This window comes from Alkaliphilus transvaalensis ATCC 700919 (assembly GCF_000621485.1).
Taxonomy (GTDB): Bacteria; Bacillota; Clostridia; order Peptostreptococcales; family Natronincolaceae; genus Alkaliphilus; species Alkaliphilus transvaalensis.
In genome coordinates this window covers 204,492-219,705 of the sequence record NZ_JHYF01000001.1, presented here as the reverse complement: position 1 = coordinate 219,705, position 15,214 = coordinate 204,492, and the positions used below count along the sequence as shown (strand labels likewise).

Sequence of the window (15,214 nt, the reverse complement as noted above, 5' to 3'; positions counted from 1 at the left end):
GAGTTTATTCCTCCTTAAATACTTCTATTACTCTGCACTGGAGCCTACCATCGGTTGCCTTAATATTAATCAAGTCATTTGGTTTTACATCCCCAACACTTTTAAGCATTTTTTCATTTTCCAGTTCGGCATAACAGAAGCCTCTTTTTAAAACCGATAAGGGACTAAGTCCATTAAGTCTATCACCAATATTATGTATTTTTTTCCGTCTTTCTCGATTAAAGTTATTAGTTTGTTTAATCAGACCCTCCATTAACCCATCTAGCTGTTGTTTATAGTCATATATAGGATTTAAGGGATACTTAAAAGGATAACTATTTTTTATATTCTCTAACTTATTATAAGAAAAGTTCATCTTCGTAGTAATAGATAAGAGTAAACGCTTTTGATAGTTAGTTAAAGTTTCCTTTACTTCAATTAAGGAGGGGAGGGCCAATTCTGCAGCAACCGATGGGGTAGGTGCTCTAAGGTCTGCAACAAAATCTGCTATTGTAAAGTCTGTTTCATGACCAACTGCTGCAATAATTGGTATCCTACTATTGTAGATTGCCCTTGCAACAACTTCTTCATTAAAGGCCCAAAGTTCTTCTATAGAACCTCCGCCCCTTCCTGTTATGATCAAATCAATATCATTGAAGGTATTAGCTGCCTCTATTGCCTTTTTAATAGAGTCTGGAGCCTTTTCTCCCTGTACTAGAACTGGAAAGACAACTATTTGTACTTTAGGAAATCTTCTCTTGATCACCGAGAGCATATCACGTATGGCAGCCCCTGTTGGAGAAGTAATGAGGGCAATTTTTGAAGGTAAATAGGGAATGGTTTTTTTTCTTCTAGAGTCAAATAAACCTTCTTTTTCTAACTTATCTTTAAGTTGCTGATAAGCTAAATATAGTGCTCCTATTCCTACTGGTTCAATTTCATTAACATATAATTGATACTGTCCATCCCTTTCATATACGGATATGTACCCCTTAATTGTGACCTTCATCCCCTCTTCAAGCTGGAATTTCATTTTTTCACAATTTGCCTTAAACATGATACAGTTTATTCTGCTTTGCTGATCTTTTAAGGTAAAGTACATGTGTCCACTACTATGGAACTTATAATTTGATATCTCGCCCTTAACCCTTAAATTATAAAGAATTGGGTCATTCGACAGAATCCGTTTAATATATTGAGTTACTTCAGAGACCGATAAGACCTTTATTTGCATTTTTTCTGAGCCGCCTCCAATGTATTTTGTAACAACATAGCTATTGTCATAGGACCTACGCCCCCCGGTACAGGAGTTATAAAGGAAGCAATTTCCTTAGCTTTATCAAACTCGACATCACCAATCAATTTACCCTTCACTACGCTTGTTCCAGCATCAATCACAATAGCCCCTTCTTTAATCATATCTCCTTTAATTAGTTCGGGTCTACCTACGGCAGCAACAACAATGTCTGCCTTCATTAAATGATCTTTAAGATCCTTAGTTTTTGAATGACAAATTGTTACTGTGGCATTTTCTTGTAATAGTAGTATTGCCGCAGGTTTTCCAAGAATATTACTTCTCCCAACGACAACTGCATGTTTTCCACTGATTTCTATACCAGTTGATTTAATTAATTCTATAATCCCCTTAGGCGTACATTGTACAATTGTCTCTTCACCCAAAAATAGGTTTCCTGTATTAATAGCATGGAAGCCATCAACATCCTTTTCTGGCTTGATATTAGAATTTATTAAATTCTCATCTATCCCTTTAGGTAGTGGAACTTGAACTAAAATACCATGAATTTTCTCATCTTGGTTCAATCTATGGACTAACTTCAATAATTAATCTTGAGTTGTTTCCTCAGGTAAACGATGGACTTCTGAGTACATCCCAACACTTTTACAGGTCTTTTCCTTCATATTAACATAGGTATGGGACGCAGGATCATCGCCTACAATGACAACTGCTAAACCTGGAAGAACATCATACTGTTCCTTCAAAGTTCTTACACCATGGGAAATTTTTTCCCTTATATCTGCCGCCATTTTCTTGCCGTCAATTAATTGTGCTGTCATACTAAATTTCCTCCCCTATGTATTTTTTAATACCTAACAGAGCGATACCTACTGCGTTATCTGAGCAATATTTAGGATTAGCAAATAAAAGATTTAATTGATACTTTCCTAATTCTATTTCCAATTTTTCTTTAATTAATTGATTTGATGCGACTCCGCCTACAAGTAGTATCGTTTTATAGGGATATTTTTTTATGAGACCCTTAATGAGGCCAACTAGGGTTATCCCTACGCATTGGAAAAGGGAATAGGCAACCTTATCGTCTTGAGAACCCTTTTCAACGAACTTTTGCAGATAAGTCTCTGGTCCAGAGAAACTAATCGTTGTCCCCTTAACTGAAGAAGAAACATTTATAGCTTCCCCCTTATAATTTTGGGCTAAGGCTTCTAAATGGGGGCCTGCTGGAAAGGGTAACCCTAGTTTTACCCCAATCCGATCAATAAATTGACCCGCACTTATGTCTCCTGTTTCTCCAACGATCTTAATGTCATAGCCTTCTCTAGTGGGGGAAATTTCTAAAGCTTCAGTTGTGCCCCCTGATAAATGTAGGGCTAAAAATCCATCTCTCATTTCCCTATTGATAGACCAGAGTCCAGCTTCAATGTGTCCTTCTTGGTGACTTAATTCATAAAAGGGAACCTTTAAGGTGTTTGACAGGGTTTTTCCATAGGATTCCGATGCTAAAAACACTGGCATATAAGACTCTTCTAGTGGTCTTGGTCTAGTTGTACCACTAATGGCTACTATTTCATTAGGATCTACTGTAGCCAGCAACGCTTTAGAGAGGTCTGGTAAGTTTTTTACATGGTGGAATAGGGCATCTGATTGCCTTAAACCAACGGTACCTTCCTTTACAGGTAGGACTCTTCTGACCTCTTTTATAAGTCTTTGTTCTGTTACATCCACCAACGCCATAGAAGTTGTGTAGTTACTGGTATCAATCCCTAATACTAATTTTCTGTTACTCATTTTTATTGATACCCTTTTCTTCTACATATCTACCTAATATTCCGTTGATAAAGTTAGCAGATTCGTGGGTACTATATTTTTTTGCTAATTCTATAGCTTCATTAATGGATACTGCAAAGGGTATGTTTTCCATAAACAGTATTTCTCCTAAGGCAATCCTTAAAATCGCAAGATCTACCTTTGCAATACGATCTAATTTCCATCCTTTTGAAAATTCAACAATAATATCATCCAACTGTTGGCGATTTTCTGTAACCACCTTAAGTAGTTCTTGAATATAATCCATTTGTTGCACTTCTATTACTTCCACTTCTTCATCAAGATGGCCTTTAATTATGTTTAAATCATAATTATTATGTATACTCATTTGAAACATCATTTTCATGCAGAATTCTCTGGCAAGTTTTCTATTCATTTTTTTCCTCCTTAATTGGTGAAGCACTGTATTTTTACAATTTTATAGCCTTTTGACTTAACGCTATAGAACTATATTGCTATTATCTATTGTTATATTTACTGAAGTATTTTAAACCACCAGAAATAAAATATTATAGACGCAAAACAAACCCTCTGATACCAGAGGGTTATTAATGATCATTTATTTAGAGCTTTGGGTCTTACCTTCTTCCTCCACCGCTTCCTTGGGGAAGTGGACTCCCTGAATATGAATATTAACCTCTATAACCTTCAGATTGGTCATTGTTTCGATTGACCGCTTTACCTTATCTTGAATTTCCCACGCTACATCGGGTATTTTAGTTCCGTATTCAACAATTAGATAAAGGTCTACAAAACCGCCTTTATCATTGATTACTACTTTTACACCCTTAGAAAGGCTTTTCTTGCCAAGTATATCGGCTATTCCGCCAACTAATCCCCCACTCATTCCAGCTACACCTTTAACTTCAATAGCTGCTAGGCCTGCTATTGTTGAGATCACATCTTCTGCAATTCGAATTTCTCCATTTTCTAAGTATTGAATAGCGTCCATTTCTTCACCTCCTGAGTGTCAAATATCTAGGATTATTATACCAAAATAAATACCTATTGACAAACAGTTCTATTTTTTATTCATAATAATAATATTATCCATGGTTATGTCAGTTTCTCTTCGGACGATATCAACGATTTGTGCAACTTCCTTTTCGTTTAGCCCTTCACTATGGACAACAATATTAATAGATTGATCTGTAAGATATACTATCGCATCATTAAACCCCTTAGCTGTGATCATGTTTTCTATCATCATTTCTTTTTCTGTATTAGTTACCACTTGAATTTTCATATTTTGAGCTTGAGAGCGAAGGTCTTCTGCCGTATGTTGATTATCTACGATATCATTTAAGTAGCTAATCATTTCGCTCCTTCTCTTATCTCGCTCTAGCTTACTTTCTATAAAATAGGCATTACTTTTCATAATCTGTCTATCGGTTATAATTTGAGTTATTTGGGCACTAGTTTCTTGTGCCACATTTATGACTTCATTATCACGACTATCTACGATTATCGCATTATCCATTTCATCTTGTGTTTTATTAGTTGCATCCACATCCACATCTACATCCTCTTCTTCTTTGTTTAAATCAAGATCCAACTCTCCCTCTCCCTCTTCCTCATCTTCATTAAGGGCTATTTCGTTATCAAGAATGTTCGTAACTACACCGCTATTCTCCATCATTCTTAACTCATATCGCTCTAGTTCACTAGAGGTTTGTAATAAGGACTGCTTATTTAAATTGTAATTAATATACCCAATTAACCCCAATATCATTACTAATGAAAATATTACAAAGTTCTTTCTTTTCAAAACATTAAAATCTCTAAATTTCATTAATGATCCCCCCTAAAATATTTTATATTCTAATTTCTTGGATATACCTGAACCCTGTGTCCGGGAACTTGAAGTACAGTCTTAACAGCTTCGTATAGACTAGCCTTTACAGCAATATCATCAGCCCCTTCTGCAACAACAATAACACCCTTTACTTGGGGTTTAATTTCCTTTAAAACCAAAGGTTTATTTCCGCCACTTTCATTTGTAATGACTGTGTTTGTCGTAACACTTTGGGAATTAACAACTCTGCTACCACCATTCGAATCTTTTTCTTCCGTCGTATCTGTTGATTCCACCGTATTTATGGCAGGTACAATTTCTGCTCCCATTTCAAAGGTAATCATTACTTGTACTTCTCCTGCGCCTTTAATTTCTTCTAAAATCCTTTTGAGGCGGGCTTCAACAACTTCCTCTTCTGTTCTATTTTCCACCACCTGATGAACCAATGTTCCATTGATGGGTTGGTTACTATTGTTATTTGATGAAGCATCCTTAACAAAAAAATCTCCTGAAACAATTAAAGCAATAATTGCCACTGCCAATAACACTAAAATATTGGCTACATACTTCTTCGATATTACCTTTTTTATTGCCTCACTCCACTTTTCCATTGTTTTCCCTCCTATTAATTGCTATTCTTAAGTACAGAAATATTAATCTTTTCTTTTGATACTTGGTATAAGGTACTAAAATCATTTTTAATGATTTCTTCTTCACTATCTAACAATATGCTATCTGCCTTTACATTATTATAATTTTTTTCCGACAAGCTTACATTTACATTGACGCTTACTTGAACATCTTTAATTCTCTTATCATCTCTAGCTTCAGTCTCTTTTGTTCCTTCGGCTAAAATTATATTGATTTCTTTAATGATGCCAAATTCATCATTATTATTTTCTTCAATCGCTAACTCTATATCATAAACCTGATAGCCTAATTGCTTTTCTAGCCTGTTTTTCATCTGGCTTTTTACATTTTCTTTATATATGTGAATTACAGTTTCTTGATTGGCTACTTCAAAGGTTTGCATTCTATTTTGCATTGTCATCACTTCCATTTGATTGCTGGTTTGTAGAATGTTATCACCTAAATTTACACCCCCATTTACCAGACCCATTAAAGGTCTCAAAACCACCAACATAATCATCAGTCCAATGATGACATTAATATATCTTTTATGATTATTATTAGGTAATAGAAATTCAACAAAAGTGATAAAGATTATCATAGATAAAATCGTTACAATCCACTCTCTAATGGTTTCCATCATTTTACCTCACCTACCTCATCATTAGTGTTATATTACCGGTCCCCACAATTATGGTGATGGTAATAAAAAACATAATTGCTATTGATGAAACCGTTGCAAATAAAAGTACTAACGCATTACTCATTTGGTTCAAACAGTCTACCAACTGACTTTGGGCAATGGGTTCTATAACAGCTGCACAAAGTTTATAAATCACAATTAATGCCAAAATCTTAATCATGGGAATTAAGCAGATCAAAAACACTGTAATTAATCCAATTGCTCCAATTGCATTTTTTAATAAAAGAGAAGCCCCAATCACTGTATCCATTGCATCAGATAAAAAACCGCCTACTATTGGTATAAATTTATCAACAGCAAACTTAGCTGTTCTAATGGTTACGCCATCTACTGATGCAGCTGTAATTCCTTGGATAGATATGACCCCAACAAAGGCGGTTAGTATAAACCCAAGAAGCATTGTTGCACCCTGCTTTAGAAGACCTGCCAGTTTTGAAATCTGTATTTTCGAAGAAAAATTATTAACAACTGATAAAACAGCTGAGAAAAAGATTAATGGTAAAACAACTGTCTTTACCACTGTCCCTACAAAGCCAATAGCCCCTAATAATACTGGGTGAAAAAAAGCTGAAGAAGTAATCCCCCCCATTGCCAGTAAGATTGCCAATAATATGGGTAGGAGGGCCTGCATAAAGGTAACCATTAAATCTATGGTATCTTTACCTATATTTATTGCGATCATAAAGCTTTTAATTGTTAGGGTTACAATTATTAAATAACATACACTGGAGGCTAATTTACCAACAATGTCATTTTCAAAGGCATTTTGCAAATTACTTAGAATTGCATAAATTGATGATAAGACGATAATTTGTCCCAAAAGTCTCCAATTGGCAATCACTTCTCTAAATAAGAACCCCAATGCTCCCACCATCAAGTCATTAAAGGAAAAAACCGCTTCTCCCTTTATTAACTTTTGTATAAAGTCTCTAAAATCAATTCTTGGCAGATACTCACCTAGGTCTTTATTAAGGCCCTCCATAATCATCTGCAGCTCACCCGTATCTAATCGATTAATTTGATCCATAATAATGTTCTCTGGGCTAAGAATTACTCCATCTTCTGCCCAAACCATTACAGGGGTCATCAGTACGTATATTATTATTGTTATAATCAGTAGTTTTTTCATATTTTCACATCCTAAGGTACCATATTTATAATTAAATCCATCAAAGAAACTAGAATCGGTACTGCCATAACCATAATTAGTACTTTTCCTGCAAATTCAATTTTAGAAGCGATTACCCCTTCACCGGCATCTTTGCAAATCTGAGCTCCAAACTCTGCAATATAGGCGATCCCCACAATCTTTAAGATAGTGGATAAATAGATATCATCTATATTGATTTTATTAGCCATTTGGTGAAGGATTTCAATGACTGATTGTAGCTTAGTAACAATAAAAATGAAAATAACAAGCCCTGCCACAAGACTGACGAACATGCCCATTTCTTGTTTTTGATTTTTAACAGTAACTGCCAGTACAGTTGCAACAATTCCTAATGCTACAATTTGATATATTTCCACTTGATCATCACATCCTTAATATAAACGAAACATCGTTTTTACAGTATCAAAGAGATTACTAACTAAATTAATAACCATCATTAACACAACAACTACTCCCGCTAAGGTCACCATCATAGCTTGTTCATCTCGTTCTGCAGCCTTTAATACCCGATATAAGACTGCTACGATAAACCCCACTGCAGCAATTTTAAATATTAAATCCACATCCATTATCATTGTTATTTCCTCCCCAATTAAAATAAGATGACTACAATGGCTATTCCGCCTAATATACCAAGACTTTTATATAGCTTCACATTTTTATGCTGAAGATCTATAGCTTCTTGATAATTTCTACGTAATTCTTCCATTGTCAGCTGAATATGTTTAACTTGATTATCTCGATCAGAATTACCTAGGTTGTTGCCTAGACTAATTAATAATTCAATATCTTCTTTTCTTAGTTCGCTCTTATTCTTAGCTAATTCGATCCCTTTACGCCATGCTTCTGAAAAAGTGTAGCCTTCTTTTTTTAGTAGTATCTCTGCAGTTTCTTCAAGCAAATATGCGATTTCTATTTTGCTTCTTTTGGCTACACTCTGCAATAAATAAGGTAAAGGTGTTGAGGCATAAACAATTTCAGTCTCTAGCATTTGAAGAGTTAAAATAAGCTGACTTAGGAGGTTTGTCCGCTGCCTATAGGCATTGGCATATATCTCACCTACTAAGGTGCTACAGATAATAATGATGATGGAAAATATCATTTTAATCATCATATGAATTCACCACCCTATTCCTTATGGACCCAGAGATGAGGTTATTCCCCTTATTTCCATCAAAAATTCCTTCGATGGTCCCTACATCGTCTTTATTTGATAGTAAAATTATCCGTTGAAAGGTATTACTCTTTATTAATTCTCCAATGACTTTTTTATTAAGTAAATCCTCTAATGAGTTCCCGTGGACGGTTGTAATTAACCGTATTCCTGCCATTAATGCTTCCTCTATCGCAATACTATCTTCATATCTCCCCACTTCATCTGTAACGATAACTTCTGGTGACATTGCCCTGATGAGCATCATCATTCCTTCTGCCTTGGGACAGGCATCTAAGAGATCTGTCCTTACCCCTAAGTCATTCTGTGGATTTCCTTGAAAACTACCCCCGATTTCCGACCGTTCATCCACTACGCCAACCTTCATACCCTTTAGTCCTACTCTAGGTAAACCATTACTAATATGCCTTATAATATCCCTTAATAAAGTTGTTTTTCCACATTGGGGAGGAGAAGCGATTAGGGTATTATATACCTTCCCACTAGAGTCAACCAAATATTTTATAATGGGGTTGGCTACCCCCTTCTTCTCTCTAGATATCCTTATGTTTAAACCACTAAAATCTCTCATGGTTTTTATGGTATTCTTTTCTGATATTACTTTCCCTACAATTCCTACCCTATGACCTCCAGTTACTGTAATATAACCTCTTTTTAATTCTTCTTCTACTGCATAAATAGAATAATTAGAAATAAATTGTAGTGTATTTTGTATATTTGGTCCCCTCACCAGAAAACCTTTCTCTCTATCCTTTATAAGTTCTCCTTCGGCACTAACAAAGTGGTCTTCATTATTACCATAGACCATCAATGGTTGGTTTACCCTTAATCGGATTTCTTCCATTGTTTTTTTAAACTCCTTAGGTACTTTGCCGAATATTTTCCTTAGTTCAGGACAGAGGTACTGTTCTAATTGTAGATGAACGTCATTGTTAAGCTCCTTTTTAATAAAATTGCTTTGCATTTTATAATTCATCAGAACATGTCCCCCCTCTATATATAATAGATATTGTCCTTTGACTATAAATATTCTTAAAACATAAAAAAAAGGAAATCCAATGTTAGAATCATTGATTTTCCTTTTTATTGTTTATTATTTTCTATCTTATTTTCTTCTTTAAAAGAGATGCCTTACAGATCACTCACTTCAAAGGGATCATATTCAAAGATGGCGATTTTACATTCTTCGCATCTAAAAGCCGGATTTTTAATTGGTTTAAAAAAAGGCATCCCTACAATTATTTCTTTTTCAAAATCAAAAAATTTTCTTCTTGTATCTTCAGACCAATTGATAGCATGGGTAGACCATATAGCTCCATAACTCATATCCTTGCCACAATTAGGACAATTTATCTCTTTGATTTTTCTCATAACCTTCCCCCTACCTAGAAAAATTTTGTAAAACTATTTTCCTATTAAATGATTATTCTCTTTTACATCTCTATTTCCTTCTTTTACATGAGGAAATTGCATAATACCATAACTTTGAATTAATATTAGTTTTATGCAAATATAAACCTAATATTAATTATGCAATTTCCTCACATATTACTATTCATTTAATGATATATCTACTGAAAAGAAAAAAATCCAATGCAAACACATTGGATTTTTTAATGTAGTAAATTTAGTTTAAATTATTCTTCATCATGATTATGAATTTCTTCATATTCGGCATATTCATTTTCATCCATTATTGTAATTGGTCTATGACATTGAGGACATTGAACTTCTACTTCATCTTCATCTAAAAGATCTTCGTCTACGTAGATATCTTCTTCACAGTAAGGACATTCTACTTCAGCAAAATCAATATCATCATCTTCAAAGTCATCATAATCATCTAAGTCATCTTCTTCGTCTAATTCGAATAGTTCATCTTCAACTTCCATTAGGTCTTCGTCCATCGCTTCAACATACTCAATTAAATCTTCTTGATCTTCACTGACTTCAACAATGGCATCGGCAAATTCTTCTAGTGTGTCAATAATACTCATTAATAATTTACCTTCTTTAGAAGATTCTTTGATGTTAAGTCCATCTGCCAAACCTCTTAGATATGAAACTTTTTCAAATAAATAACTCATCTTTACTACCTCCTTTTTTTACATAATACTTTTATATTATTTCCTACATAGCACACATTTTATGCCCTTGACATGTATTCTCCAGTACGAGTGTCAATTCTAACCTTGTCTCCTTCGTTGATAAAAAGAGGTACATGTATTACGGCACCTGTTTCAACAGTAGCAGTTTTAGTTACGTTAGAAGCAGTATCACCTTTAATTCCTGGTTCTGTCTCTGTAATGATAAGCTCTACAAAGTTAGGTGCATCCACCTGGAAGGCTTTCCCTTGATAAAATTTGATCGTAGCTGAATCATTTTCTTTAAGGAATTTAATAGCATCTTCTACTTGGTCATAAGTTAAAGGAATTTGCTCATAGGTTTCATTATCCATAAAGTGATATAATTCTCCATCATTGTATAGATACTGCATTTCTTTTGTTTCAATATGAGCTCTTGGGAACTTGTCACTTGGGTTGAAAGTCTCCTCTCTTATTGAACCAGACTTTAAGTTTCTATGTTTAGTCCTTACAAAGGCTGCTCCTTTACCTGGCTTAACATGTTGGAAATCCAATACTACATATGGCTCTCCATTCATTTCAAATGTAACACCTTTTCTAAAATCACCTGCTGAAATCATTCTATCCCTCCATAAATTAATTATTATAATTAAGTTCAATCAGTTCCTTAGTAGATTTTGATAGAACTTGATAACCATCTTCTGTTACTATAACTAAATCTTCGATTCTTACTCCACCAAAATCGGGAATATATACGCCTGGCTCAATTGTTATTACCATTCCTGGCTCCATCGGGACAGTTCCTCTAACATTTACATGGGGAAGTTCGTGGACTTCTATACCAACCCCATGTCCAAGACCATGACCAAAGTTTTGTCCATATCCTTTTTCTGTAATGATATCTCTTGCTATTTTGTCAAGTTCGATCCCCTTTACACCTGGCTTTACGGCTTTTAAAGAAGTTTCTTGAGCTTCTAATACTGTATTGTATATTTCTTTTTGTTTATCTGTTGCCTTCCCCATAAAGAAGCTTCTGGTCATATCTGAGCAATAACCATTATAAATACAACCAAAATCTAGGGTAATCATGTCATCTTTATCTATAACCTTATCGGAAGCCTTACCATGGGGTAGAGAAGATCGCTTACCAGAAGCAACAATACTTTCAAAACTTAAGCCCGAAGCTCCCTTTTTCTTCATAAAGAATTCTAGCTCTAAAGCAACATCCAACTCTCTCATTCCAGGTTTTATGTATTTCAGGATATGTTGAAAAGCTTCATCTGTAATTTCTGCTGCCTTAGCAATATAACTTAACTCTTCTTGAGTTTTAACAGATCGCATTTTAGTAATAAACCCCTCTAATGAAACAAACTCTACATTAGGTAGTTTTTTACTAAAATCTTGATATTGTCCATAGGTTACGTAATCTTCTTCAACACCTAATTTATTGATACCTAGATCATTTAACACATCAGTTATTCCATTAGGAATACTGTTTTCAATAATTTCGAATCCTTGACATTGGGCAGTAGCCTGTTCTGTATATCTAAAATCTGTTACAAAAATGGCTCTATCTTTGGTAATAATAACATAACCTGCACTACCAGTAAAATTTGATATATATCTTCTGTTTTCAGGCTTGTACAATAATATACCATCTAAGTTTCTTTCTTGTAATAAATTTCTAACTTGATTAATCCTTGTCATTATTATAATCCCCCTAGAAATAATATTTATGAAACCTGTGTTATTAATGCCTGTAATGCTAACAAATAACTATTAAAGCCGAAACCACTTATTTGACCGATACACGCAGGTGCAATAACTGATTGACGGCGAAAATCTTCACGGGCATGTACATTACTCAAATGAACTTCGATTGTAGGCAAATTAACAGCTTTAATAGCGTCATAAATGGCTATGCTGTAATGGGTATAAGCAGCAGGATTAATAATAATTCCCTTCACATTGCTATTCTTATGTAGAAAATCAATTATTTCTCCTTCACTATTACTTTGTATTATTTCCAACTGAACCCGATATTTTTCAGCCATCTCCATTAATTTTTGATTAATCTCATTTAAAGTAAGGGTTCCATAGACCTCTGGCTCCCTTGTTCCTAATAAATTTAAGTTAGGACCATGAATCACCAAGTATTTTTCCACTGTTACCAAACCCTTCCTCTAAAAATCCTATTTTATAATATCATATTTTTTATCATTTGAATAGATTTTGTATAATAGACTTGTATTTTTTATGTATGCCTTGGGTGCTGAGCTACCTTCTTAATGGCTTGTAAAATTTCTTTAATTGCATCGGCTTCAAATTGAAGAGATAGTTCGTTTACTCTTGTATAGACTTCCCCAATAGGGGTTGCAACATACTTTGGCGGCAGATTATTTAAGGTCAAGGCCTTTATATCACTTACACAATGCTGACATTTGCAAAGATCAGGATAACTCTTTAGCACATCTGGTAATAGGTAATCCACCACATCTTCCATATAATTCTTAACTTTCATCAATATCCCTCCTAGTTTATTATCCGCTAATTTATTTATTTTTTACCCAGTATGGTCATTACTAAAAGCATCATACTATCTTTTCAGTATTCCACAAGGAATAATTAATTCCTGCTAAGAAGATTTAGTTCCTAGTTACTATTAATTATGAAATGTCTTTCTTTTCCATAAAAAACCCCTCAGTTGATCTAATTTGATCAAAAGAGAGGCTTGTAGTAAAGCAACATATGTGAGAAGGTCCCACAACTTGCTAATTTTACTTCTTATTAAGATTATATCCTTTAGCCCTAAGTATTACATAGGGGAGATTTAAAGTTTTCCTTCTTTTTGTAATTCATGAAGCATATAAATAATTTCTCCCCTAGTAATATGTTTCCCCATACTATGGCGACTGTCGGACCTTGTGTACTTTTCATATAGCATTTTGTCTTCTATATCTGCCCACTTAAAACCTCTGCTACCTAAGATTCGTTCCATAATCCATTCAATTTCTTGATAGGTTATGGGGTTTTTCGATTTAAAAGTATTATCTGGATAGCCTTTTATATAGCCCCTAGCTACAGCATTATATATAGCAGTACTATGGTCTCCAAACTGTCCTTCGTCGATAAAGTTAATGCTAGGCTGACTAATATTGTTCCACTTAAGTACTCTATTCAAAAGGGTAACAAATTCTCCCCTTGATACTTCCTCCTTTGGTCTAAAAGTACCATCGGTATAACCCGCTACATAAAATTGTCTAACAAAGGTATAAATTTCTTCGTAGGCCCAATGGGTATAAATATCCCTTAGTATCGGATATTGATGATCAATAAAAACTGCATAGGTACCACCCGAATATAATCCTGTTGGAAGGACAGTTGTGATAGTACTTCCACTAATTGTACTATACAAATACCTCCACTCACCATTTATGAGTTGATAAATACCAGCTCTTTCGGAGCCATAATAAGTAAATTCCAATTCTATAGGCTCTTTAAGATCTACTGCTCCTACATGGTTTGCTACATCAATTGTATATCTATTCGTTGCCGCTTCTAATCGATTTGTGTTCAGCTGATAAATAGCTCGTACCTCTTTATCCACAGTGAAATAAGTGTCCCAATAAAAACTACCTGGTTTAATTCTGAGGGTTAACATGTCATCGGCAGTGATTATTGTAGCCCCAACTAACGAAACATTTGTGTGGGCAATACTTTGGAGGGTATTGGTTATGTTAGCATTTTGAAAGGCCACAGTGTATCCTTCCTTAAATCCCTCTTTATATCCGGCTAAAAAACCCTCCCTATACTGTAGATTTTCCCTTAATAGGTTAGCTTGTATAACTACTTCTTGTTCTCTTGGTATAGCCCGCTTCCAGTCGTTGCTCCTACCATCGACATAATCCATTTCACCAAAAAATTCTCCTTGCATTTTCCCTACAACAGATCCATGTTCTAGTCCCATTTCTTTTGTGAAACGATGATTATCAACATTAGCATTTCTGAAGGCATCTGTATAACCTTCTTCATAGGCTCTTTTAAAACCGACTATAAAACCACTACGGTATCTTGTCGTATCTCTATTTAAGGAATACTCTCTCGTAAGATCTGTATCACTGGGTACTGTTCTTTTCCAGTCATTGGTTTTCCCTTGATGAAACTCTTTCACTCCATTAATTTCTCCAAGCATTCTCCCAAAGAATCCTCCATGAGATAAACCATAATCATAATCGGTTAATGTTTTACTATTTGATAGTTCTTTATAAACCCTCTCATAGCCCTCCTTAAAACCCTCTTTAAATCCTCGAAGAAAATAAAATCGATAGGTATAAGTTTCTTTTGTTAGGTCATGTAGGACTATAATTTTCTTTTCTTCTTCCTGGTGGGCTTTTTGCCAGTCACTTCGTTGATTATTAATGTAATCTCTTTGGGCAGCTATTTCTCCCAATATTTGTCCATTAGTATAACCATTTGCCTCTGCAACTTCATGGAGGCTTTGACCAGTAACGACGCTAACCCCAGATAACAGAAAAATAATTACTATTATAAGGCTCATGAATGCCTTTTTATTCATACAAACACCCCATATCT

At 34.6% G+C, this 15,214-nt stretch carries 20 protein-coding genes and 1 pseudogene; all 21 read right to left on the bottom strand.

Translation table 11 applies throughout. The features are described from left to right. Nucleotides 1-4: 4 nt before the first annotated feature. The 21 genes and pseudogenes from xseA to T335_RS0100890 all read right to left on the bottom strand — a co-directional run bounded on the left by xseA (nt 5) and on the right by T335_RS0100890 (nt 15,197). Nucleotides 5-1,213 (bottom strand): exodeoxyribonuclease VII large subunit, encoded by a 1,209-nt coding sequence (xseA, locus tag T335_RS0100985; RefSeq protein ID WP_026475875.1) that lies wholly within the window; start codon nt 1,211-1,213, stop codon nt 5-7. Further along, nucleotides 1,204-1,659 carry a bifunctional 5,10-methylenetetrahydrofolate dehydrogenase/5,10-methenyltetrahydrofolate cyclohydrolase gene (locus tag T335_RS22905; protein WP_330371164.1) on the bottom strand — a complete coding sequence of 152 codons (456 nt, stop codon included), beginning with the start codon at nt 1,657-1,659 and terminating at the stop codon, nt 1,204-1,206. Before T335_RS22905 ends, xseA begins: the two co-directional genes overlap by 10 nt. A gap of 45 nt (nt 1,660-1,704) precedes the next feature. After that, a pseudogene (locus T335_RS22900) lies at nt 1,705-2,055 on the bottom strand (tetrahydrofolate dehydrogenase/cyclohydrolase catalytic domain-containing protein); the annotation flags it as partial. Between the two features lies 1 nt (nt 2,056). Continuing rightward, nucleotides 2,057-3,025: a tRNA (adenosine(37)-N6)-threonylcarbamoyltransferase complex transferase subunit TsaD gene (locus T335_RS0100975; RefSeq protein WP_026475874.1), complete on the bottom strand. Its 969-nt coding sequence runs from the start codon at nt 3,023-3,025 to the stop codon at nt 2,057-2,059. Beyond that, entirely contained in the window at nt 3,018-3,440 is a 423-nt protein-coding gene (nusB, locus tag T335_RS0100970; protein ID WP_026475873.1) for a transcription antitermination factor NusB, read from the bottom strand. Before nusB ends, T335_RS0100975 begins: the two co-directional genes overlap by 8 nt. Nucleotides 3,441-3,623: 183 nt before the next feature. Beyond that, nucleotides 3,624-4,016 carry an Asp23/Gls24 family envelope stress response protein gene (locus T335_RS0100965; RefSeq protein ID WP_026475872.1) on the bottom strand — a complete coding sequence of 131 codons (393 nt, stop codon included), beginning with the start codon at nt 4,014-4,016 and terminating at the stop codon, nt 3,624-3,626. A gap of 69 nt (nt 4,017-4,085) precedes the next feature. Beyond that, on the bottom strand, nt 4,086-4,856 hold the full coding sequence (locus T335_RS0100960) for a SpoIIIAH-like family protein (RefSeq protein ID WP_026475871.1): 771 nt from the start codon (nt 4,854-4,856) through the stop codon (nt 4,086-4,088). Between the two features lie 29 nt (nt 4,857-4,885). After that, entirely contained in the window at nt 4,886-5,470 is a 585-nt protein-coding gene (gene spoIIIAG, locus T335_RS0100955) for a stage III sporulation protein AG (protein WP_051569065.1), read from the bottom strand. A 14-nt stretch (nt 5,471-5,484) separates the two neighbouring features. After that, a complete protein-coding gene (gene spoIIIAF, locus T335_RS0100950; protein WP_169735921.1) occupies nt 5,485-6,129 on the bottom strand; it encodes a stage III sporulation protein AF in 645 nt (214 codons plus the stop codon). A 13-nt stretch (nt 6,130-6,142) separates the two neighbouring features. Continuing rightward, the gene (gene spoIIIAE, locus T335_RS0100945; RefSeq protein WP_026475868.1) at nt 6,143-7,321 is read right to left on the bottom strand and encodes a stage III sporulation protein AE; all 1,179 of its coding nucleotides are present in this window, start codon (nt 7,319-7,321) and stop codon (nt 6,143-6,145) included. Nucleotides 7,322-7,332: 11 nt separating this feature from the next. Then, on the bottom strand, nt 7,333-7,719 hold the full coding sequence (spoIIIAD, locus tag T335_RS0100940; protein ID WP_026475867.1) for a stage III sporulation protein AD: 387 nt from the start codon (nt 7,717-7,719) through the stop codon (nt 7,333-7,335). Nucleotides 7,720-7,734: 15 nt separating this feature from the next. Then, complete coding sequence (gene spoIIIAC, locus T335_RS0100935; protein WP_330371153.1) at nt 7,735-7,938, bottom strand: stage III sporulation protein AC; 204 nt, start codon at nt 7,936-7,938, stop codon at nt 7,735-7,737. Nucleotides 7,939-7,955: 17 nt separating this feature from the next. Continuing rightward, a complete protein-coding gene (gene spoIIIAB, locus T335_RS0100930) occupies nt 7,956-8,477 on the bottom strand; it encodes a stage III sporulation protein SpoIIIAB (protein ID WP_051569063.1) in 522 nt (173 codons plus the stop codon). Beyond that, nucleotides 8,467-9,513: a stage III sporulation protein AA gene (gene spoIIIAA / locus T335_RS0100925; protein WP_026475864.1), complete on the bottom strand. Its 1,047-nt coding sequence runs from the start codon at nt 9,511-9,513 to the stop codon at nt 8,467-8,469. The genes spoIIIAB and spoIIIAA overlap by 11 nt, the downstream gene beginning before the upstream one ends. Before the next feature lie 155 nt (nt 9,514-9,668). Beyond that, nucleotides 9,669-9,908 carry a PF20097 family protein gene (locus T335_RS0100920; RefSeq protein ID WP_026475863.1) on the bottom strand — a complete coding sequence of 80 codons (240 nt, stop codon included), beginning with the start codon at nt 9,906-9,908 and terminating at the stop codon, nt 9,669-9,671. Nucleotides 9,909-10,174: 266 nt separating this feature from the next. After that, a complete protein-coding gene (locus tag T335_RS0100915; RefSeq protein WP_026475862.1) occupies nt 10,175-10,624 on the bottom strand; it encodes a CD1247 N-terminal domain-containing protein in 450 nt (149 codons plus the stop codon). Nucleotides 10,625-10,683: 59 nt separating this feature from the next. Further along, nucleotides 10,684-11,241, bottom strand: a complete 558-nt coding sequence (gene efp / locus T335_RS0100910; RefSeq protein WP_026475861.1) for an elongation factor P — start codon at nt 11,239-11,241, stop codon at nt 10,684-10,686. Nucleotides 11,242-11,257: 16 nt separating this feature from the next. Further along, nucleotides 11,258-12,328: a M24 family metallopeptidase gene (locus T335_RS0100905; protein ID WP_026475860.1), complete on the bottom strand. Its 1,071-nt coding sequence runs from the start codon at nt 12,326-12,328 to the stop codon at nt 11,258-11,260. 26 nt (nt 12,329-12,354) lie between these two features. Continuing rightward, nucleotides 12,355-12,786, bottom strand: a complete 432-nt coding sequence (gene aroQ / locus T335_RS0100900; protein ID WP_026475859.1) for a type II 3-dehydroquinate dehydratase — start codon at nt 12,784-12,786, stop codon at nt 12,355-12,357. 89 nt (nt 12,787-12,875) lie between these two features. Next, nucleotides 12,876-13,142, bottom strand: a complete 267-nt coding sequence (locus T335_RS0100895) for a late competence development ComFB family protein (protein WP_026475858.1) — start codon at nt 13,140-13,142, stop codon at nt 12,876-12,878. 309 nt (nt 13,143-13,451) lie between these two features. Beyond that, nucleotides 13,452-15,197 (bottom strand): S-layer homology domain-containing protein, encoded by a 1,746-nt coding sequence (locus T335_RS0100890; RefSeq protein ID WP_026475857.1) that lies wholly within the window; start codon nt 15,195-15,197, stop codon nt 13,452-13,454. Nucleotides 15,198-15,214 lie beyond the last annotated feature (17 nt).

Bases quoted from the DNA above. Each gene is read 5' to 3' on its own strand.
- T335_RS0100960 (WP_026475871.1), bottom strand. From the start codon at position 4,856: ATGAAATTTAGAGATTTTAATGTTTTGAAAAGAAAGAACTTTGTAATA.
- T335_RS0100895 (WP_026475858.1), bottom strand. From the start codon at position 13,142: ATGAAAGTTAAGAATTATATGGAAGATGTGGTGGATTACCTATTACCA.
- xseA (WP_026475875.1), bottom strand. From the start codon at position 1,213: ATGCAAATAAAGGTCTTATCGGTCTCTGAAGTAACTCAATATATTAAA.
- spoIIIAB (WP_051569063.1), bottom strand. From the start codon at position 8,477: ATGATGATTAAAATGATATTTTCCATCATCATTATTATCTGTAGCACC.
- T335_RS0100915 (WP_026475862.1), bottom strand. From the start codon at position 10,624: ATGAGTTATTTATTTGAAAAAGTTTCATATCTAAGAGGTTTGGCAGAT.
- T335_RS0100905 (WP_026475860.1), bottom strand. From the start codon at position 12,328: ATGACAAGGATTAATCAAGTTAGAAATTTATTACAAGAAAGAAACTTA.
- T335_RS0100975 (WP_026475874.1), bottom strand. From the start codon at position 3,025: ATGAGTAACAGAAAATTAGTATTAGGGATTGATACCAGTAACTACACA.
- spoIIIAC (WP_330371153.1), bottom strand. From the start codon at position 7,938: ATGATAATGGATGTGGATTTAATATTTAAAATTGCTGCAGTGGGGTTT.
- efp (WP_026475861.1), bottom strand. From the start codon at position 11,241: ATGATTTCAGCAGGTGATTTTAGAAAAGGTGTTACATTTGAAATGAAT.
- spoIIIAF (WP_169735921.1), bottom strand. From the start codon at position 6,129: ATGGAAACCATTAGAGAGTGGATTGTAACGATTTTATCTATGATAATC.
- T335_RS0100890 (WP_026475857.1), bottom strand. From the start codon at position 15,197: ATGAATAAAAAGGCATTCATGAGCCTTATAATAGTAATTATTTTTCTG.
- T335_RS0100965 (WP_026475872.1), bottom strand. From the start codon at position 4,016: ATGGACGCTATTCAATACTTAGAAAATGGAGAAATTCGAATTGCAGAA.
- nusB (WP_026475873.1), bottom strand. From the start codon at position 3,440: ATGAATAGAAAACTTGCCAGAGAATTCTGCATGAAAATGATGTTTCAA.
- spoIIIAE (WP_026475868.1), bottom strand. From the start codon at position 7,321: ATGAAAAAACTACTGATTATAACAATAATAATATACGTACTGATGACC.
- spoIIIAG (WP_051569065.1), bottom strand. From the start codon at position 5,470: ATGGAAAAGTGGAGTGAGGCAATAAAAAAGGTAATATCGAAGAAGTAT.
- T335_RS0100920 (WP_026475863.1), bottom strand. From the start codon at position 9,908: ATGAGAAAAATCAAAGAGATAAATTGTCCTAATTGTGGCAAGGATATG.
- spoIIIAA (WP_026475864.1), bottom strand. From the start codon at position 9,513: ATGAATTATAAAATGCAAAGCAATTTTATTAAAAAGGAGCTTAACAAT.